This is a genomic window from Bremerella cremea (assembly GCF_039541315.1).
GTDB lineage: Bacteria > Planctomycetota > Planctomycetia > Pirellulales > Pirellulaceae > Bremerella > Bremerella cremea.
In genome coordinates this window covers 95,594-115,844 of sequence record NZ_BAABFZ010000005.1, presented here as the reverse complement: position 1 = coordinate 115,844, position 20,251 = coordinate 95,594, and the positions used below count along the sequence as shown (strand labels likewise).

At 56.4% G+C, this 20,251-nt stretch carries 13 protein-coding genes; 8 read left to right on the top strand and 5 right to left on the bottom strand.

Going from position 1 to position 20,251, the window contains the following annotated elements:
* Positions 1-71 precede the first annotated feature (71 nt).
* Positions 72-3,266, top strand: coding sequence for an efflux RND transporter permease subunit (locus tag ABD890_RS17595; protein WP_345092678.1), 3,195 nt, complete (start codon positions 72-74; stop codon positions 3,264-3,266).
* 111 nt (positions 3,267-3,377) lie between these two features.
* Entirely contained in the window at positions 3,378-3,884 is a 507-nt protein-coding gene (locus ABD890_RS17590; RefSeq protein WP_345092675.1) for a hypothetical protein, read from the top strand.
* Positions 3,885-4,002: 118 nt separating this feature from the next.
* Here ABD890_RS17590 and ABD890_RS17585 read toward each other — a convergent pair whose 3' ends face one another.
* From ABD890_RS17585 to ABD890_RS17570, 4 genes are all read right to left on the bottom strand, one after another.
* Positions 4,003-7,464, bottom strand: coding sequence for an efflux RND transporter permease subunit (locus ABD890_RS17585; protein ID WP_345092672.1), 3,462 nt, complete (start codon positions 7,462-7,464; stop codon positions 4,003-4,005).
* A gap of 2 nt (positions 7,465-7,466) precedes the next feature.
* Entirely contained in the window at positions 7,467-9,425 is a 1,959-nt protein-coding gene (locus ABD890_RS17580) for an efflux RND transporter periplasmic adaptor subunit (RefSeq protein ID WP_345092668.1), read from the bottom strand.
* 213 nt (positions 9,426-9,638) lie between these two features.
* Complete coding sequence (locus tag ABD890_RS17575) at positions 9,639-9,926, bottom strand: hypothetical protein (RefSeq protein ID WP_345092665.1); 288 nt, start codon at positions 9,924-9,926, stop codon at positions 9,639-9,641.
* Positions 9,927-10,037: 111 nt separating this feature from the next.
* Positions 10,038-10,301, bottom strand: a complete 264-nt coding sequence (locus tag ABD890_RS17570; RefSeq protein ID WP_345092663.1) for a hypothetical protein — start codon at positions 10,299-10,301, stop codon at positions 10,038-10,040.
* On the opposite strand from ABD890_RS17570, the gene ABD890_RS17565 reads away from it, so the two are divergent.
* A complete protein-coding gene (locus tag ABD890_RS17565; protein WP_345092660.1) occupies positions 10,300-10,494 on the top strand; it encodes a hypothetical protein in 195 nt (64 codons plus the stop codon). The genes ABD890_RS17570 and ABD890_RS17565 overlap by 2 nt on opposite strands.
* A 96-nt stretch (positions 10,495-10,590) precedes the next feature.
* Here the strand turns inward: ABD890_RS17565 and ABD890_RS17560 are convergent, their stop codons facing one another.
* Positions 10,591-12,030, bottom strand: coding sequence for a TolC family protein (locus ABD890_RS17560; RefSeq protein WP_345092657.1), 1,440 nt, complete (start codon positions 12,028-12,030; stop codon positions 10,591-10,593).
* A gap of 335 nt (positions 12,031-12,365) precedes the next feature.
* On the opposite strand from ABD890_RS17560, the gene ABD890_RS17555 reads away from it, so the two are divergent.
* From ABD890_RS17555 to ABD890_RS17535, 5 genes are all read left to right on the top strand, one after another.
* On the top strand, positions 12,366-14,867 hold the full coding sequence (locus ABD890_RS17555; protein ID WP_345092654.1) for a molybdopterin-containing oxidoreductase family protein: 2,502 nt from the start codon (positions 12,366-12,368) through the stop codon (positions 14,865-14,867).
* A 178-nt stretch (positions 14,868-15,045) separates the two neighbouring features.
* Positions 15,046-15,774 (top strand): YebC/PmpR family DNA-binding transcriptional regulator, encoded by a 729-nt coding sequence (locus ABD890_RS17550; protein ID WP_345092651.1) that lies wholly within the window; start codon positions 15,046-15,048, stop codon positions 15,772-15,774.
* A 398-nt stretch (positions 15,775-16,172) separates the two neighbouring features.
* Complete coding sequence (locus ABD890_RS17545) at positions 16,173-17,177, top strand: AAA family ATPase (RefSeq protein WP_345092648.1); 1,005 nt, start codon at positions 16,173-16,175, stop codon at positions 17,175-17,177.
* On the top strand, positions 17,177-18,085 hold the full coding sequence (locus tag ABD890_RS17540) for a DUF58 domain-containing protein (RefSeq protein ID WP_345092645.1): 909 nt from the start codon (positions 17,177-17,179) through the stop codon (positions 18,083-18,085). The genes ABD890_RS17545 and ABD890_RS17540 overlap by 1 nt, the downstream gene beginning before the upstream one ends.
* A gap of 42 nt (positions 18,086-18,127) precedes the next feature.
* Entirely contained in the window at positions 18,128-20,245 is a 2,118-nt protein-coding gene (locus ABD890_RS17535; protein WP_345092642.1) for a vWA domain-containing protein, read from the top strand.
* Positions 20,246-20,251: the final 6 nt, after the last annotated feature.

The window sequence follows — 20,251 nt, the reverse complement described above, 5'->3', positions numbered from 1 at the left end:
GGTCACTTTTGCCTGGCATCGAGGAACGCTGCTTCGGTCATTCACGCTTAATTTGCTTCGGAGTCTTCATCGTGCTTAATGCCATCATTCGCTTTTCACTGCAGAACCGCATGCTGGTGATTGCAGTGGCCATATTTCTGTTGATATACGGCGGTTGGCAGACCACTCAATTGCCGATCGATGTGTTTCCTAACCTCAATCGCCCGCGGGTGGTCATCATGACCGAAGCCCCTGGGATGGCACCGGAAGAAGTGGAAACATTGATTACGTTTCCACTGGAAACCGTTTTGAATGGTGCCACCGGGGTACAAGATGTTCGTACGCAATCTGGCGTCGGGCTGTCGGTGATCTACGTCGAGTTTGACTGGGGCACCGATATTTACAACGATCGCCAGATCGTGGCCGAACGCCTGGCTTTGGCGACCGATCGTCTGCCGCAAGGTGCGAAGCCACAACTGATGCCTATTTCGTCGATCATGGGACAGATCATGGTGATGGGCATGGTCAGCAAGGATGGCCAAACGCCTCCCATGGAACTGCGGACCATTGCCGACTGGGTGGTTCGCCAACGACTGCTAACCATTCCTGGCGTCTCCCAAGTGATTGTCATGGGAGGGGAACGAAAGCAGTTTCAGGTCCTGGTCGATCCTAACAACTTGCAGCGATACGGCGTCACGCTTCACCAAGTGAAGCAGGCCGTCGCGGAGTCCAACCAGAATAGCGCCGGTGGTTATCTCGACGAACAAGGTCCTAACGAGCTGCTCGTCCGGTCGCTTGGCCGTGTCACCTCGATCGACGAAATTGGCGGCATCGTTGTGGCGCATCGTGATGGTCAATCGATTCGGCTTTCTCAAGTCGCGAAAGTGGTCGAAGGTGCCCAGGTTAAACGAGGCGACAGTTCAGCTTATGCCCGGGATGAGGAAGGAAAGTTCTTCGGGGGGCCAGCGGTTGCCCTGACTATTTTGAAGCAGCCCAATGCAGATACTCGTGATGTCACCAACAAAGTGATTGCGGCGATCGATGAAATGAAATCGTCGCTTCCCAGCGATATCGAAATGCTGCCAGAGCTTTACCAGCAGAAGACCTTTATCGATCTGGCGATCGCCAACGTGATTGAAGCCTTGCGAGATGGTGGCATTCTGGTGGTGATTATTCTGTTCCTGTTTTTGCTGAACCTCCGAACCACCTTTATCACGCTGACTGCGATTCCTCTATCGATTGTGATGACTGCCTTGGTGTTCGCCATCTTTGGGCTGTCGATCAACACGATGACGTTGGGCGGCTTGGCGGTTGCCATTGGTGAGTTGGTGGACGATGCCATCGTCGACGTCGAAAACATCTTCCGACGTCTCCGCGAGAATGGCCATGCCGAGAATCCGAAGAATCCGCTATTGGTCGTGTTTCAAGCCAGCTGCGAGATCCGCAACTCGATTGTCTATGGAACGATGATCGTGGTGATTGTGTTCGTCCCGCTGTTCGCCCTTTCCGGTATGGAAGGTCGGCTGTTTGCTCCACTGGGGATTGCGTATATCGTCTCACTGGTCTCATCGCTGCTGGTTTCGCTAACGGTAACGCCGGTGCTCAGCTATTGGCTGCTCGGGAACGCTAACCTGGGACATGACGACAAAGATGGTCTTATCCTGCGAGTCTTGAAAGCCGTCGCCGACAAAGTGATGGCGTTCAGTTTGAATCTGGCTTGGCCCATTCTGGCATTGGCAAGCGTGGGAGTGATGATTGCTGGTTGGGGAATGCTGCAGTTGGAAAGTGACTTTCTGCCACCTTTCAACGAAGGTGCCGTGCAGGTCAACGTGATTCTGCCGCCTGGGACTTCGCTGGCGAAGACCAACGAGGTGGCGGCGCGTGTGGAAACCCGGATTCAAGAGCTCGATGACATTGAAGCCTTCGTGCGTAAGACCGGCCGGGCCGAGCTCGACGAGCATGCCGAAGGGGTCAACATGACCGAGTTTGTCGCCACGATCGATCCCAACACCGAGCGATCGCGCGAAGAGGTGATCGATGAAATCAGCGAGGCCCTGGCCGATATTCCCGGTATCGTTACTGCCGTTGAACAACCGCTGGCACACTTGATTTCGCACATGCTATCCGGGGTGAAGGCCCAGGTCGCCATCAAGCTTTACGGAGACGATCTCGACGTGCTCCGCCGCGAGGCAAAGAAGATGGAAGCTGCGATGTCGGGGGTGGAAGGAGTGCGTGACTTGCAAGTCGAACAGCAAGTCAACATTCCGCAGCTCCGCATCGAGGCTGATCGCTATCGGCTGGAGCAGTATGGCCTGCGTCGGCAAGACATCAACGAATTCGTTGAGACGGCCATGCAAGGGGAAGTGGTTTCGGAAGTACTGGATGGGCAACGTACCTTCGACTTGCTGGTTCGACTTGACGAAGACTTCCGTGAAGATCGCGACGCGCTCCGCCGCCTGGTGATTGAGTTGCCCGATGGCGGAACCGCAAAGCTGGAAGATGTGGCAAATGTGTATGAATCGAGTGGTCCGAATACGATCAATCGCGAACAGGTTCGACGTCGAATCATTGTTCAGTGCAATGTGAGCGGACGCGGGCTGGTCGACGTGGTCGAGGACATTCGCGAGCGACTGAAACCGATCGAAGCGGAACTGCCGACTGGGTACTTCACCGAGTATAGCGGTCAGTTTGAAAGCCAGCAGTCTGCCTCCCGAATGATCGCGGTCCTGTTCATGATTTCGATGGCCGGGATGTTCTTCGTCCTCTACAAGATGTTTGGTTCTGCCAACCTTTCATTGCAAGTGATGATCGCTCTGCCGATGGCATTCATTGGCTCTGTGGCGGCGTTGTATATCACGCAGCAGACTTTGACCGTGGCCAGCATGGTCGGATTCATCTCGCTGTGCGGTATCGCGTCGCGAAATGGGATTCTGCTGATCAACCATTACTTGCACCTGGTGAAGTACGAGGGAGAGAGCTGGTCGAAGCAAATGATCATTCGTGCTGGTAAAGATCGCTTGGCACCGGTGTTGATGACCGCCCTGACGTCGGGAATCGGTCTGGTTCCACTGGCGATGGCCGCTGGGGAACCGGGCAAAGAAATCCTTTACCCGGTGGCGACCGTCATTATTGGTGGACTGATCACGAGCACTGTCCTCGAGTTTCTGGTTCGTCCTGCGTTATTTTGGAAGGTTGGCACCGGAGCGGCCAGACGGCTGGTCGAAGCGGAGTCGTCGCATGTCGAACTGGTGGAAGAATCAGAAGAACATCTTCTCCCCCAGGCCTAATGGCGAAGATGTTCATCGGAAAACATGGTCGCTGCTGGTCGGGAGTCAGCTGGCAACGACAAATCAAATCGGCTCATTATGTTGCTGTTTAACCAAAAGGATTAGAAACCAATGCGCAAGCTAACTCTACTTTCTCACGTGCTGTTGTCGGCCGTACTTACGGTCGGGCTCACTGGCTGCGATGGCGGAGCAAAACCAAACGGCTCCGGCGAAGCGGGGCACTCGGAAGAACATGATCACGATCATCCATCGGAAGGGCCTCACCACGGAGCCTTGATCGAATTGGGTGAGGAAGAGTATCACGCCGAGCTAGTCCATGACGACAAAGCAGGTTCGGTAACGGTTTACTTGCTCGACTCGGCCGCCAAGCAGCCCGTGGCAATTGAAGCAGCAGACCTGACCATCAACATCAAACATGATGGCAACGGCTCGCAGTTCAAACTGCCAGCGGTTGGCGCCGCGGAAGGGAAGGCCTCGGAGTTTACCTCCAGCGATCCAGCGCTGGCAGAAGCACTCGACCACGAAGGTGCCGAGGCCACCATCGTTGTCAGCATCGAAGGAAAGCAGTTCCGTGGCAGTGTCGAACATGATCACGACGACCACGACCATGATCACTAGTCTCGGGTAAACACCGAACCAACGGCGCGGTTCGGTGATCTATTACGAGAAGTGCTCGCCGGCGATTGGTGCTATCCGATCGCCGGCTTATTTATTTCGAACCGTGCAGCGTCGGAAGCTACGCTTCCTCGGTTCCCACCCAATGTCGATCGTACAGGCCAAGGTTCATCTTGAACTCTTTGAACGCAGCGAAGACCACCGGAACGACAAACAGCGTCAGCAGTTCGACCGTCATACCACCCACCACCGGCCAGGCCATGGCCTTGGCCACGTCGCTGCCACGTCCGGTCGAAAGAATCACCGGCACGAGGGCAATAATTGTGGTGAAGGTGGTCATTAAGCAAGGACGAATTCGCTTCATGCCAGCTTCGACGGTGGCATCGCGAATATCTTGAATCGTCTTCAATCGTTTGCGGGAAAAGACCTGGTCGAGGTAGGTCGCCATCACCACGCCATCATCGACGGCAATCCCGAAAAGCGCAATAAAGCCAACCCAGACGGCAGTATTTAATTGCACTTCGTTGATTGCCAGGCAGATCATCCCTCCGGCGAACGCGACCGGGATACCAGAAAACACCGCCAACGTGATCGGCAAATGTCGGAATTGCAAATAGATGATGAACAAGTTGATGAAGATCACCAGTGGGATCACCCAGAGCAGACGCTTGTTCGCTTCAATCTGATTTTGAAACGAGCCGACGGGATCTAACGAATAGCCTTGTGGCAGCGGTAGCGTACCATCTCGCTGCGCGGCAAGCAGGCTTTCGCGAACCGACTCGGCAGGTTCCAAAGCCCCCAGGCTGCCGGAAGGTTGAAATGAAACGTGCGCGACAAGCCGGGCATCTTCGCTGTTGATTACCCCCGGCCCCCAGGTCGTGTTCATCGTGGCAAGACTCGAGAGCGGAATCATATCACCGGAGTGGGTCACCACCGGCAGTTTGTCCAGTTCGTAAAGCTGCTCACGAAGCTGCCGCTCGTAACGAACCCTAACCGGATAGCGCTCTCGCCCTTCGACGGTCTTGGTAACATTGGCGCCACCCAAAGCGGTTTCAATTACCTGATTCACCATCGCGGTCGACATCCCATAGCGTGCCGCTTCGTCGCGATTCACATCGAACTCGACGTAAGGCTTACCCAGGACGATATCAGGATTGACCGTGGCGGCTTGCACCTGAGGCAAGGTCTTCAGATGCTCGGCCACTTGCATCGATGCCTCGGCCAGGCCAGACAGGCTGTCGCCATAGATACGAATCGCCATCGACGCTTTGATTCCGCTTTGCAACATCACCACACGGCCTTCGATCGGCTGAAGAGGCGAGGCAGGCGTCACGCCGGGCAGCGTCGCGACGGCGTTGATCTGCTCCCAGATATCTTGCGTCGTGATCCCTTCGCGCCATTGATCTTTGGGCTTTAGCATCACGTACGTTTCGATCATCGCCGCAGGAGCTGGATCGAGCGCCGACTCGACGCGGCCAATCTTTCCCAGCACGTCCTTCACCTCCGGGATCTCTTTGATCATCGCGTCCTGGGTCTGTAGAACTTCCATCGCCTGCGAGAAGCTTGCGGCCGGGTAAAGCGTTGGCATGTAGAACCAGCTTCCCTCGTCCAAGGCAATCCAATCCGATTCCTTCAATCCCGTGAAGGTATGCTTGAGATCGACGTAGCCAGGGACTTCGTTCATGTCGGCACCCAGATAACTGGCCACCTTCTCAGCCGGCGACAACACGGTGGGAAGTCCGATCCAAGCACCCAGGCCAATCAGCACCACAACCGTGGGGAGTGTCAGGAAGGCTCCCTTGCGGGCGAGAAACAAGCGCAGAAGTGGTTCGTAGACCCAAAGGATCATTCGGCTGACTGGGTTCTCGTCGACGGGGCGAAGTCGCTCGCCGAGCATCCACCAGGCCAGCAAGGCAAATGTTACCGCTCCCAGTAGCGAAGCACCGATGAGGCCGACCGAAGAACCCGGGTAAGTGGAGTTGCCGATCAAACCTCCGAGCACCAGGCCAACCAAGCCGAAGACCAGTGAAACCCATAATGTTGTCGATCGTTTCACCTGCGTCGTGCTCAGCAGAAAGCGGCTCAAAAGCGGAACGAGCGTGACCGCCACGATCAAAGCGGCCAGTAGCGAGAATGTCTTTGTCCAGGCCAACGGAGCGAATAACTTGTAGTCGCGACCGGTGAGCATGAACACCGGCAGAAAACTCACGACCGTGGTCATCACCGCGGTCACCACGGCCGGGGCAACTTCACTGGCAGCCGACTGAATGACTTCAAGTCGCCGAGGGTTGCCTCCGGGGCGTCCGTCGCGCTCCCAGTCGGCAAGCTGATCGTAGATGGTTTCGGAAACGATGATCCCCATATCGACCATTGTTCCAATCGCGATCGCAATCCCGGCCAGCGACATAATGTTGGCATCAATCCGAAACACGTGCATCGCCACGAATGCCAGAAGTACGGCGATCGGCAGGGTGATGGCCACCACGACGCTGGCCCGCACATGCAATAAAAAGAGCAAAATCACGACGGCGGTGATCATGATCTCTTGCGTGAGCGCGGTGGTCAAAGTAGCAATGGTTTCGTCGATCAGACCAGTACGATCGTAAACAATGTTTACCTTCACCCCATGGAGGCTCGGCTCGATCTGGGCGATCTTGTCTTTAACGCGATCAATCACTGCCCGTGGGTTCTCGCCGAATCGCATCACGACGACGCCACCAACGGCTTCGGTGCCATTCAAATCGATCGCACCACGACGAAACTCCGGGCCCAGCTGAACGTGGCCCAGGTCTCGAATCCGCAGTGGAATTCCGTCACGTGTACGCACCACGGTCTTTTCGATGTCGGCGATCGCCTGGTCGGTGTCTTGGTTGGCCCCGATGAACCCTTTGCCGCGGATGATGAATTCCATTCCGCCTGATTCGACCGTTTTAGCGCCGACGTCGATGTTCGACTTCTTTACGGCGTCGACCAGTTGGTCCAAGGGGACATTATGAAAACGCAAGCGATCGGGATCGATCTCGATCTGGTACTGGCGAACATAACCTCCGACGCTGGCGACTTCGCTCACGCCTGGCACGGCTTGAAGCTCGTACTTGACGATAAAGTCCTGGACCGACCGAAGATCGGCCAGATTCATCCCTGGAGGAGGTTCGAGGGTGTAATAGAGCACCTGGCCGAGCCCGGTGGCATCGGGGCCAAGTGTCGGGACGACTCCATCTGGCAGCACCGCCGCCGCGATGCCCAATTGTTCGAGCACGCGCGACCGGGCCCAATAGAAATCGGTGCTGTCGTGAAAGGTAACCTGGACGAAGCTGTACCCGAAGAGGCTTTTGCCGCGAACTGATTCCGCGTCCGGCACCGCCAACATGGCGACCGACAATGGGTATGTGATTTGATCTTCGATATCTTTCGGCGAACGGCCAGGCCAGGCCGTGAAGATAATAACCTGGTTCTCGCCGATGTTTGGAATCGCATCGATCGGTACGTTCTTGGTGGCATACCATCCGTAGCCAACGGCAACGATGGTCAGAACCAACATGATCAGCGGCTCTCGCAGGCAGAAGGCAATGAGCGATCGCATGGCTATTGGCCTCCCTCTGGCATTAGCATTGGTTCGGAGTGTTGATGCATCGGTGCTGGGGCCTCCGTTGTCAACGTCCGCACATGCTCGCCACAACGGAGCATCTCGCTACCGTAATACGGATTGAGCAACTGATCAGTTGCTTGCAGCCAGTCTCCTTCGCCATCCTGCACCATCGGGCAGAAGAACTGGTGAAACGATTGCGTTGCGCCGTCGCCACGCACGTGAGAGGCCAGGTTCAGTACGGCATGGCTAATCGGTTTGAACTTCTTGCGAGCCTCGTCGAGCGAGACATGGTGCAGATGCTGTGAGTTTTCGGCGATTACTTGAAGTGCCGCATGGGCAGGATCACCCAGGTCTGGAGAGATTGATAGCTTATGCGACAACTGATAGAGCTGTTGACTCACGTTTTCCGCTGGCTTCTTGTCAGATGCGAGTTGCGATTGAATGGCGAAGTAGGCCTGGTACATGGCTTCGAGATCTTGCCCGACGGGCCCTGCCACCTTTGCCAGTTGGTCGGTTTCGACTTCCATTGGCGTATTGCGGATGGACTTCTTCATAAGCCGGTGGGGATCGATCAGGCTCGGTTTGCCAGCGAGTTGCATTTGAGAGTCGATCAGGAAGTTGCCGGAAGTGGCAACCATCTCCCCAGGCTTCACTCCTTCGAGCACGACTGCTTTATCTTTCAGAATAGGCCCCAGTGTCAGGTTGCGAATCTCAAACCTACCTGGCTCGGTCTCGACATATGCGACACTTGTCTTACCCGCCATCAGAAGTGCCGACCTCGGAATCACGGTCGAAGGCGTCGTCCCAACCGGTTGATCGGCGTAGCCATACTGCGAGGTAGGAACGAGGTCCATCCCACAAATCGGGCAGGCCCCAGGCTGGTCGCGGATCACCTGCGGATGCATGGGGCTGATCCACTTTCCTGCGAGCTGATCGTCATAGATCTGGCCCTGAGGTCCGATGGGAATCTCGATCTTGGCTTCCGCGTAATCACCTGGTCGTAAACGACCATCGTCATTCTTGAACTCAACTCGAACCCCCACGGTCCGGTTCCTGGTATTCACCTTCGGATCGATGAACGCAACACGGCCGGTCAAGGTTTCACCCGGAAGTGAAGTAAGTTCCGCTTTGACGACCTGGCCGAATCGGATATGCGAGGCATCTTCGGGATAGAGTTCCAGCATCAGCCAGACGGTGGAAAGATTGGCGATACGGTAAATCGGTTCCCCGGCCGAGATATACATCCCTTCTTCTGCCAGCTTCTCGATCACCGTGCCACCGATCGGGGCGTAAATGGTCAAACGGGACTGAGGTTTGCCAGAGCTTTCCAGTTCGGCCAACTGTTGTTCGGTCATGCCAAGTTCGACCAGCTTCTGCCTGGAATTATTCATCAGGCCTTCCTGAGCCCGGCGAACGGCAGCCAGCGTCGTTCCGCTGTTGGACTGCAGCGTGTTCTGGGCTTCTAGGTATTCGGCTTGGGCGGCATAGAGCTGCGGGCTGTAGACGACGGCCAGGTGATCTCCCTTCGCCACGGAGACACCGGTGTAGTCCGCGAAGAGCCGTTCGACGCGACCGTTGATATACGCGGCGATGGTTGCCTGTCGGCTTTCATCGATTTCGATCGAACCGATGGTTTCAACCGCGGTCGTCACTGCTTCTGACGTAACAGGAGCGGTTGCGATTTGTGCGAGCCGCCGTTGGGCGGGCTCGATCGTGACCGCGAACTGATCCAGGTCGGCTCCCCCGGCAGACGCGGGAACCAGGGGCATGCCACAGATCGGACAACGTCCCGGTCCTGGCTGGCGAATCTGGGGATGCATCGGGCAGGTGAAGATCTGCTGCGATTCGCTCTCGGTGTCGACCGGGCCGCCGCTGCCACTACTGATCCATCCGACGCGCTGAGCCAATCCCAGCAGGATAATCAGTAATACGCCGGCACCGAAAAATAGACCCACTGGGGCCAATCGCGACAACCACCAACGGCCCGATTTTGGAAGAGGGTTGGGACCCGAAGTTGAATCAGTATTTGGTGAGGACGTCGACATCGCAACGTTTCCTTCGCAACAGGAGATGGCAAAAGGAGCGGCTGGACCGATACGCTTAACTAGCGTTTGGACCGCGCCAGAATTGGGTTCCGGCCAGCCGCTCACATGCTTCAAGTGGCAAGACTACGAGTGATCGTGGTCACCTTCCGCAGAGTCGGCAGCCGCAAGTTTCTCGGCCTTCTGCTCGTCGGAGAGTGCTTCCCATTTAGGGGCACAGCCTGGACAGCAGAACCCGACTGTCTTGCCATTCCACTCGGCGGTGCCACCTTTACTCGTCACGTCGCCACCCATGATCGGACAGTGATCGTTGAGAGTGGCTTGAGCGGTTGCTTCGGGAGCCGCGTCGGTGGAAGAAATCGTGCAGCCTGCGGCGAGCGCAGCCAATACCGTTGCATAAAACCAATTGCGCATGGTGAAAACTTTTTGGAACCAAAGGAGAAAGACTTAATGCTTAAATCGCAGTAGAAAGTCGCAACGAAAGTTCGTAGGAACCTCGCAACGAAGAATCGATTTACGCAGCCTTTAGGTCAGCCACACGCAGAGAAAGACTTGCCGGAAGCTGTCATCCGGAATGGGCACATCGGCAAGCTCCGGCTGAATCGTTTGGCGATGGCAAACGACTTCAAACGAAGCGGGTGCGATAAATAAGAGCGTTCCCATCATGCCGTTCGAAATACTTGTTTCCAGAGCCGTCACAGGTGTTCCCGAGGCGGGAACTGTCAGGTGGCAATGACAGACCGAATCGCCTTCCACCGAGTTGCCAGGGTGGCAATCGGTATCCGGCATGTCGGCATTCATTTGGCAATGCGGACAGGCACCCGCGGCATCTATCGTCATGCCCGAGCAGCAGCAGACGGCGCTGGTCGAAGCATCGCTGGAACAAGCACAGTTAGTGACCGCGGCCAGGCATACCGATTGCCACAAGAACATGAACGTTGCCGTAAAGACAATCGATTTACGAAGCAAAGAGATCACATAAATGTCCTTGGGACTTCGGGTAAGCGATACACGAAAGTCTAGGTTTCCCGTCGCCGAGCGTCAACGTCGGACTTGAACTTAGCTGAAGAACACGCCGTTACGGCAGGGGGACAGCGGGGGTAAGCGGAAAGTCAGCACCCGCGGCCTGCCGCAATTTCGCGATGGCGGTTGCCATGTCGCCAATTGCCTGGTGATATCCCACCTCGAGAGTTAGCAGGTTACGGTAATCGCGAATGACGCGGTCGAACTCGACGGATCCATTCGTGTAGGAGTCTTGATCGGCTGCGAGCGTCTGTCGTGCCTGTGGGAGGATCGTCGAATTGTAGAGCATGGCCGTTTCATGGGCCCGACGGACTTCGGCCACCAGGTCAAGGACAATCGACTCGTAGCGATCGGTGAGCTCTTCGACCGTGTTGTGGGCGGCCTGATGCTTCCACTTCGCTTCGTCTTCGATCGCATCGTATTTGTTGTGCCAGATCGGAATGCTGACCTGCGCTCCGAGGGCCCACGGATCTTGACCGACATCGACCACGGTGCTCGGTGGGCGATTGTTATCGGTGGGGTAATAGCTGGCTGAGAAAACGAACTCGGGACGACGCATCAGACGCGATACTTCAACGCCCCAGCGCGTGGCATGAGTTCGCATGCGAGCCGCTTCGAGTTCTGGCTGATACTCGACGGCGAGAGCCGTTAGTTGCTGAGGGTCGAGCTCTGGCATCCCCGGTGGCAAGAGCGTTGCAGACTGGATCGAAGCATCCGAATCTCGTGCGACTAACCGGTTCAACTCTGATTCGACCCCTTTGCGTTGGCGTCGATACCCCAGCAGACGTTCCTCCAACTGCGACAGCTCGAGTGTGCCTAGCAGCACGTCTCCTTGCGAGGCTGCCCCGGTAGAGATACGCGCGTTGGCTACGTCGATCAACGAATTGAGCAGACGCTGATTGGCCTGGGCGATCTCGATCTGCTTGTCGAGAAGATACAGCCGGTACCAGTTGGTGCGGACGGCTGCCTGAACTCGCAGCCGCTCGGCTTCCATTTCGGCATGGATCGCGTACGCCTCGAAGATCGCCCGTTGCTCGTCCGCACGCAGTCGAGAAAGCCAAGGCACTGCCTGACTGAAGGTCATGTTGGCTCGCTGTGAGCCGGAGGCAGTCTGGATTGGGTTACCAAATACGTTGGCCCCAAACCGAGGATCAGGCAGCTTGTCGACATACCGAGACTTGGCCAGCGACGCCTGATATTCGTGATAAAGGCGCGTGAGTCGTGGATTCTGGACGGCAGCTAGTTGTTCCAGCTCTTCGAGACTATCGGCTGGCAACTGATGTGCGACTAAAGCGACATCGGTGTGCATCGGTTCCGATGCAGTCTGAACAAGCGGAGAAGGGGACGCTGCGGGAGCATCGGTCGTTGGCAGTTCAACGACTTCCGGCTCGAGATAGGCCGGGACAACTTCTCGACTGCGGTCAGGCGTGGTGCAGCCGGCGACCAGAAGGAGAAGTGTCGTCGATAGAACAGGTTTAGAGCCAAGTGCCAGCATTCGTCGGTCTCACCATGCATGCACGCCCCAGAGGCGAAATCGCCTTGGTTCGCTACGAGAGTTCCAGGTTGGCACGGTCCACTACTTAGATCGACCGAATACTCGGGGCATGCCCGCGCGATTATCGCGGCTGAGATGATTTACCGGACCTGTAGCGAGAAGATATACCAATTGCGAAAAACGATCAGTCGATGACCAGACACGGAGGTGCTATCACTCGGACTGAGGACACCGCTAGGGCATCCTTATGTCCACTTGCATGACGCGTGCTTCCTTAATACAGTCAAACAAACGTTAGAGTATTAGAATGTAACGAAATTCGGACATACTTCGCCATGACGCAGCCCCGCGACAATCCGACCCGACGAGAATGGCTTCGACGCACGTTCACCGGAAGTTCGCTAGCGGCGCTTGGCGCGCTGGGCTGTGGCCAAGGGGAGTCCTCTTCCGCCTCACGAGCATTGCCAGAGACTTCCTTCGACTTCACACAACAATCGGCGGCACTTCAGTCAGATGAAGTCGTACGATCCGCTTGCCAGTTCTGCAATTCGCTGTGCGGAATGGACGTTCATTTGCGGGCCGGTCAGGTCATCGACATTCGGGGAATCGATTCCGACCCGGTCCAGTCCGGCCAGCTTTGTGTGAAGGGCCCGATGATGGCGGAGCTGCTTTACAATGAGCGCCGCATAACGAAGCCGCTTCGTCGAATCTCCGGCGAGAAAGGAGATCCCGAGTCTAAGTTCGAGCCAGTGTCGTGGGACGAAGCTCTCGATACGATCGCGAATAGGCTTTTGAATCTGCGGGATGCTGGCGAAGCCCATACGATCGTCAGTCGAACTTCGGGACGTCTGCCGCGCGGTATCGGCTCGTTGATTCATCGCATGTTTACCATGCTTGGTAGCCCGAACGATACCGACGTGGGCCCAGTATGCAACGATGCTGGCGGCAATGCACTTGCGATGACACTAGGGCTGGGCAACTTTACCAATGGATATGGAATCGATCCCACAACGGGCCAGGAAGACTTGGGCAGTGCGAAGATGTTCCTCTTCTTCGGAACGAATCAAGCCGAAACGCACCCGGTCACCTTCGCTCATTTGCTGCGAGAGCGCGAGAAGAGCGAGGCAACATTGGTGGTGATCGATCCACGATCGACGCCGACCACCAGTTTTGCCGACGTGCACCTGAAGCCGAAACCGCACACCGACATGGCTCTGGCCTGGGGAATGATCGGAACGATCCTGGAAAAGCAGCTATACGATCGGCGGCACGTCGAGCAGTGGGTCGTTGGTTTCGACGAGCTTGCCCAGCACGTGAAGCAGCAAGGCTATAACGCGGCGTGGGCGGCGGAGGTTTGCGATGTTCCAGAGGAAGCGATCGAGCGACTAGCGGAGATCTACGCGACGTCTAAGCCAGCGGCCATCTTCTGTAACGCAGGCATCTCGCACCAGATGAGTGCGTTCGATACCTATCGCGTGATCACGTTCCTGGCAGCCATCACCGGCAACATTGGCGTGCCGGGCGGCGGCTGCAACTTCATGCACAACACCTGGCCTGGCGGTTTGAACTTGCCAAAACTGGAGAGCGCCACCCCAAAGATCACCGAGATGGCGATGCCGGTTGGGCCAGATTGGTTTGCAGAGTCGATCTTGAACGCGCGGCCCTACCGCATGAAGGCATTGATTGCGATGGGTAATCCATTACTGTCCAGCGCGAACTCGACCAAGGTGGCCGAAGCTTTTCAAGAGCTTGAGTTCTTCGTCTACACAGGACTCTTCATGGAAGAGAGTGCCTGGTATGCCGACATCATTTTGCCAGTTCCCAGCGGGCTCGAGGTCGCCGGGGTTTACATGCGGCGCGACGATCGGGCGATCCGATGGCAGGAAGCGGCCGCTCCGCGGCGAGGCGGTTGCAAACCTGATTGGGAGATCTGGATCGATCTGGCGCACGCCTTGGCACGAAATGATTCGCAGCAGCCAGCAACGTATTGGACCGATGCTTTTCCGGTGGATTGGAAGGACTACGGAAACCTTTGGACAACATTCGTTCGTCACACCCCAGGTATGCAGGGAATGACCGTCGAACGTCTTCGTAATCGATCAACTCCGCTGCAGTGGCCTTGCCCGAGCGAGGATCATGCTGGCGTCAGCACGCTTTATCTCGATCATCCCTCGTGGTACGAGGCAGCCAGTTCGCTTGGTCATCCAGGCAGGCGTTTTTTGACGCCATCCGGCAAGATCGAGATTTATACCGAGGCGATCGAAAAACGGCTTGCCCCGAGCGGACATGCGGCGTTGCCATATTTCTATACGCATCCCGACGTGACAGGCGGTCTTCCCACCATCGAAAAGAAGCTACGTTTGATTGCCAATCCGATTCATCCGCACGCGATGGCGGAAGTCGCAGAACGTGTGTCAACGACTGAGCCAAATAGCGAGTTTCCATTGATGGGAATCATCGGTCGGCCGAGTGTGGTCCACTTTGCCGGGATGACCCAATGGACGCCGACCGGCAAGCAACGGAATGGGGTACGCCTGATTCAGATTCATCCAGAAGTCGCCCAGATTCAGGGAATCACCGAGGGAGATACCGTGATCGTCGAGAGTCCTCGCGGTTCGGTTGAGGGAAGGGCACTGCTGTGGGAAGGAATCCGGCCCGACACGATCTTCGTGCCTAACACATTTGGCCCTTTCCAGGCGGTCGGTGACCAGTTCGGCGTACCACGATATCAGGTCGCGAATCATCTGCTGGATGATCGCCAATACGACAACCTAAGCGGCCAGCAGGCCTACAAGTGCTTTGCCTGCCGGATTCGGAAAGGGAAAGCGTCGTCGTAACTGTCGCCAGATTGGTAAGTTGCGAGAAATGGGAGAGAAATCTGAGGAAACTAGCCCGACTGGAATGCGATTCTGAACGATTCGGGGGCAGTCGTAATTGCCCTAAATCTAGAACTCGTCTATCTTTAATGAACGACTCTTTCTCCATCAATCCTCTTAGCCCTGATAGACGACTCCCATGGGACGAAGTTTCGAAAACCGGAAGCACGCGATTGCCAAGACCGCCTCGCAGAAGTCCAAGCTGTACTCGAAGTATGGCAAGATGCTGTACGTTGCCGCGAAGAATGGCGTGCCAGACCCGGAATCGAACCCCTCGCTCAAAAGCATGATCGAAAAAGCGAAGCGGGAACAAGTTCCGGCCCACGTGATCGATAAAGCCATTGAAAAAGCCAAGGGAACGGGTGGCGAAGATTACTCGGAATCGCGTTACGAAGGCTTCGGACCAGGCGGCACTTCGGTGATTGTTGACTGTCTGACCGACAATGCGAACCGTACCATCACCGACGTTCGCAATTGCTTCAACAAAGGGGGAGCGAAATTGGGAACCTCCGGTTCGGTTTCGCACTTCTTCGACCACCTGGCGATCTTCTCGTTCAAGGGAACCGACTCGGATCAGGTCCTGGAAGCGATGTTGGAAGCAGACGTCAACGTCGACGATGTGGAATCTGAAGATGGCCACCTGACCGTTTTCGCGGCTTCCAGCGACTTCTTCAAAGCGAAGCAGGCCCTGCTAGAGATGAACCCAGATATCGAACTGGAAGTGCAGGAAATCGCTTTCGTGCCACAATCGACGACGGAACTCTCGGGCGATGACGCTGCCCAGTTCGAGAAGTTCATGGACATGCTGCACGACTGCGAAGACGTCCAGACCGTCTATCACAACGCCAAGCTCCCAAGCGAAGACTAAACCGCCACGAGCAAACCTGAGACAAACCTTCAAGCCGCCGGCTTCCTCGTTGGGAGCCAGCGGCTTTTTTCGTTAGTGAAGTGATGAACGGCGTTCAAGGAACAATTCGTGCGTTTCTGTTTTCATGTCACGAATTTCAAGCGAATTTGGCGGAAATCTGAGCCTTCAGGAAATATGTCTCGTTAGGCTACGAAATAATTGCGAGACCCTCTCTCGCGTGATACCATTCCACCAGTCAGGGTCTCTATCGCTTTCCTTGTCTTTTCGCTCGTCCTGGGTCGCCAGACGCGTGCGATGAAGTCCAGGACTTTGCAAGACATCGGACGAAATCCTTTCCAATATTCCGCTACCAGCACGGGCAAACTACTCCTCTTCGCCCGTTTGAGTGAGGCAATTCTATGAGTGAAGCCACGGCGTCTGCCGTTGCGATGGCACAAGAGAAGCTCAGCGAGTTCTCGCAGCGCGTTCAATCGATTCGCGAAAGTTTGCATCAGGTGGTCGTAGGCCAGGACGCCTCGATCGACCAGCTTTTGGTTTGTGCCCTCACTGGCTCCCATGCGCTTCTCGTGGGTGTGCCGGGACTGGCCAAGACGTTGATGGTGAAGACCCTGGCTTCGGCCTTTGGTTGGAACTTCTCCCGAATTCAGTTCACGCCCGACTTGATGCCGGCGGACGTAACGGGATACGAACTACTGGGACGTGGCGAGGAAAACGGAGGACCATCGATGGTGTTTCGTCGTGGTCCGATCTTCGCGAACCTGGTACTGGCCGACGAAATTAACCGCGCCGCCCCGAAGACCCAGTCGGCGCTGCTCGAAGCGATGGCCGAGCATCACGTGTCGGTTGGCGGCCAAACGTATCCGCTGCCTGCGCCGTTTCTGGTAGTCGCCACGCAAAACCCCATTGAACAGGAAGGAACCTATCCACTGCCCGAAGCGCAGTTGGACCGCTTCATGATGGAGATTCGCTTCGGTTATCCTTCGCCGGAGCAGGAAGAAGCGATCGTTCTGCGAACTACTTCAGGCCGCGTCGAGCTTCCAACTGCCGCGCTGAGTCAGGAAGAGTTCCTCGAATTGTGTGACTTGGTGCTATCGGTTCCGGTACCACGCACGGTGGCGTCGTATGCAGTCCGCTTATGCGGTAGCAGCCGTCCCGAAGATGAACGAGCTCACACGATGGTCCGGGATTACGTTGCCTGGGGTGCTGGCCCGCGCGGCTCGCAAAACCTGGTTCTCGCCGCAAAAGCAACAGCCCTACTCGATGGGCGGACCGCGCCGACCGAAGAAGACGTGAAGAGTGTCGCGCTTCCGATCCTGCGTCATCGCGTGATCCTGAATCACCGGGCGATTGGAGACAGCGTGACGGCCGAACAAGTTATTCGCTCGATGCTGAAAGACGCGTAATGGCCAGTGTCGCACGGGGATCGAGATTCTTCGAGCAGCAGGCGCTTGCCGGCCTCGCTCATATGCGGTTCACAACCGCACATCGAGTTGAAGGCTCGTACAGCGGGCGGCATCAAAGCCGCCAGCAGGGCGGCGCTGGCGAGTTCGTTGATTTCCGTGAGTACTCTGGTGGTGAAGATTTACGGCGGCTCGATTGGAAACTGCTCGCGCGGACGGGAAAGAGCTTCGTCCGACTTCATCAGGAAGAAACGAACCTGGTCTGCACGCTGGCAATCGATGGCAGCGAGAGCATGGCGTTCGCAGGCAGTCGGACACGTGGTGGATCGAAGCTGGAATATGCCCAGTACCTGGCAACCGCGTTGGCATACGTCATCAGCCTGGGCCAGGATCAGGTTGGGTTAGCACTTTTAACCGAGAAACTGGCTGACCACATGCCGCCGGGGAGTACTTCACTCCACGTGACCCGGGTGATGCAACAGATTGAAGAGATCAAAACCACCCCGACCGCCAATGCGGCTGGTGGATTGCGGTTTTTGTTTGAACAAACGACCCGTCGTGGCGTGCTGCTGTACTTTACTGACTTTCTGATGGAAGACTTGGACGAAACCTTTGCAGCGCTCCGGTTGTTTCGGCATAGGGGCCTGGAAGTGCTGGCGTTGCACTTGGTTCATCCTGAGGAAGAATCGTTGCCGCGTGGAACCGCCTTTCGATTTATTGGTATGGAGAACGACGGCGTGCTGAACTGCTCGCCCGACGAGATTCGCACTCAGTACGCAGAAAAGTTTTCGGCTCATACGGCAATGGTCCGGCAAATGGCACTCGCCGCTGGGTGTGATTACCGGCGACTATCGACTTCAGTTCCTTACCTGCAAGCCCTTGGTAGCTTCCTGGTAGAACGCTCTGGCTGACGCTTCCCGTTTTCAATTGATTCGACAGCTCGGTACTTTCACATGACGTTTTCGGCACCCTGGATTTTCGGCCTTGGCATCGCTGCCGCGACGGCACCGGTGTTGATTCATTGGCTGACACGTCCTCGGCCCGTGAAGATGCCTCTGTCGACGCTTCGTTTCGTGCGAGAGGCGATTCAGCAGCGAAGTGCCGTCGATCGTCTGCGTGACTGGATCATCCTGGCATTACGCTGCCTGGCCATCTTGCTACTTGCCGCCGCGTTCGCAGGTCCCCAGTGGACCAGTCCAACAAACCTTACTCAGGATGAAGGAGACGCGATCCGAATCGTGGTGCTCGATGTCAGTCAAAGCATGGCTGCATCCGATGGAACGACACCTGGGATTCAACGGGCACGCAGCTTTGCGAGTCGTTATCTGCAGTATCGACCTGGGCTGAAAACCAATTTGATTGTGGCAGGTGCCCGTCCTGCCGCTGTATTCGACAACGTGTCGACTAATTTTGAGTCGCTGCGGGAAGAAGTTGCTCGCGCGGAGGTCCTTCCCGAACGAATGGATGTCGACGCAGCCCTTGAACTCGCCGCACGACAATTGGCCTCGACTGGCGAAAACGACACCCGCCGCCGCGAATTGATCGTCATCTCCGATTTTCAGCGTAGCGGTTGGGGGGCAGCAAAGTTTGACGTACTTCCGGCAAACACCGAGATCCAGCTCGAATCGACTGCTCCGGAAACGGCGCCCGATAATATGGCAATCGTGAGTGCAACGTGCCAACCGGTTGGTGCCCAGCAGGATCGAATGCAGTTGGAGGTTCGGGTAGGCAACTTTAGCGGGAACAGCCGGAACGTCACGGTAGAAGCGAACATCGGCGAGTCGGTTCACCGGCTGGAAGCCAGCTGTGCACCGCGACAGGTAACCTTGTTGACCCAAGAGATTCCGACATCCGGCCAGGGATGGCAATCGGGGCAAGTTCGCCTCTTAGAAACAAGTGATGCCGTCGCAGCGGATAACTGGCGACCGATCGTTGCCCAACTCCGGGGCCGGCCGCAGTATGTGATGGTCAGTTCGCAAGGTAATCGACCTGGGATCGAGTCGAGTCGGATTCTGGCATGTGCGCTCGTGCCTGAGCTGACGACAGATTCCGCTTCCGATCGGTTTCGCATGGTGCGACCGGAACTTCTCGACAATCAATCGTTCGCCGGTGCCGACTTGATCGCGGTCAATGCGGCAGGGCGATTATCACCTGAGCATCTCGGCATGCTAGCGCAGCAAATTCGGCGTGGTAAGTCGGTGCTATATGTTACCAGCGAATCAATAGATGCCGCGAATCTTGATCAACTCGCAGAAATGGCCGCCGTGGAATTGCCAATTCGTTTTGCTCCCCCACGGGTCGGAACATCACGTTCTGACTTACACCTGGTTTCACTTGAGAATCCCAAGCCTCCGCTGGCAAGTTTTGGCGATAGTTTAACTGCGTTGGCCGAACCTTTGCGATTCAGTGGAGGGCTTAGTATCGAAGCGGGAACTGCGACTGCGGCAACAAGTGATGATCGCATTCGCGCCACCCTCAACGACGGAACTCCGGCGATCGTGGTTGCCCGTTCAAGTTCTGGTGGAACACTTGCCGTCCTGAACGCCGATTTGGCGGCTTCGAACATGTGGAAGACCGGGGCTCTGGTCCCATTGATGGACGAGTTGGTTCAAGAGCTTTTGGAGTCAGATGACAACTCGGGAACATTCCTCTGCGGCGAGCCGATTGTGGCGCGCATTGAAACATCGGCGGCGGCAGATTCTTTGGCGATCGCCACGAGTGATTCCGGCGAGAATTCAGCACATTGGACCGACACCGCCGGCAAGCTGGTAGACGAAGGTGGTGCCGTCGTTTGGCAGTGGTCCTCCCCCGATCGGCCCGGTGTTTATCGAATCGAGGAAGATAGAAACACGCTGTTTGCCGCGGCAGTCGCCTTACCGCCAGAGGAGTCCGACCTGGAAACCCTTTCCGCTGAGGTCGTCAAAGATCGGCTTGCGGCAGGCTACACCGTTCGATTTCAAGCGACCGGAGGAATAGCAAACCCAGACCAGAATCTTTGGCAATGGTTTGTCGTCGGAGTGGTGTTATGCATGTTTGGGGAACTGGCCGCCTTGATGGCTTATCGAACGTAATCGTTG

Bases quoted from the DNA above. Each gene is read 5' to 3' on its own strand.
- ABD890_RS17575 (WP_345092665.1), bottom strand. From the start codon at position 9,926: ATGCGCAATTGGTTTTATGCAACGGTATTGGCTGCGCTCGCCGCAGGC.
- ABD890_RS17590 (WP_345092675.1), top strand. From the start codon at position 3,378: ATGCGCAAGCTAACTCTACTTTCTCACGTGCTGTTGTCGGCCGTACTT.
- ABD890_RS17555 (WP_345092654.1), top strand. From the start codon at position 12,366: ATGACGCAGCCCCGCGACAATCCGACCCGACGAGAATGGCTTCGACGC.
- ABD890_RS17535 (WP_345092642.1), top strand. From the start codon at position 18,128: ATGACGTTTTCGGCACCCTGGATTTTCGGCCTTGGCATCGCTGCCGCG.
- ABD890_RS17545 (WP_345092648.1), top strand. From the start codon at position 16,173: ATGAGTGAAGCCACGGCGTCTGCCGTTGCGATGGCACAAGAGAAGCTC.
- ABD890_RS17540 (WP_345092645.1), top strand. From the start codon at position 17,177: ATGGCCAGTGTCGCACGGGGATCGAGATTCTTCGAGCAGCAGGCGCTT.
- ABD890_RS17570 (WP_345092663.1), bottom strand. From the start codon at position 10,301: ATGCCGGATACCGATTGCCACCCTGGCAACTCGGTGGAAGGCGATTCG.
- ABD890_RS17565 (WP_345092660.1), top strand. From the start codon at position 10,300: ATGTCGGCATTCATTTGGCAATGCGGACAGGCACCCGCGGCATCTATC.
- ABD890_RS17560 (WP_345092657.1), bottom strand. From the start codon at position 12,030: ATGCTGGCACTTGGCTCTAAACCTGTTCTATCGACGACACTTCTCCTT.
- ABD890_RS17550 (WP_345092651.1), top strand. From the start codon at position 15,046: ATGGGACGAAGTTTCGAAAACCGGAAGCACGCGATTGCCAAGACCGCC.
- ABD890_RS17585 (WP_345092672.1), bottom strand. From the start codon at position 7,464: ATGCGATCGCTCATTGCCTTCTGCCTGCGAGAGCCGCTGATCATGTTG.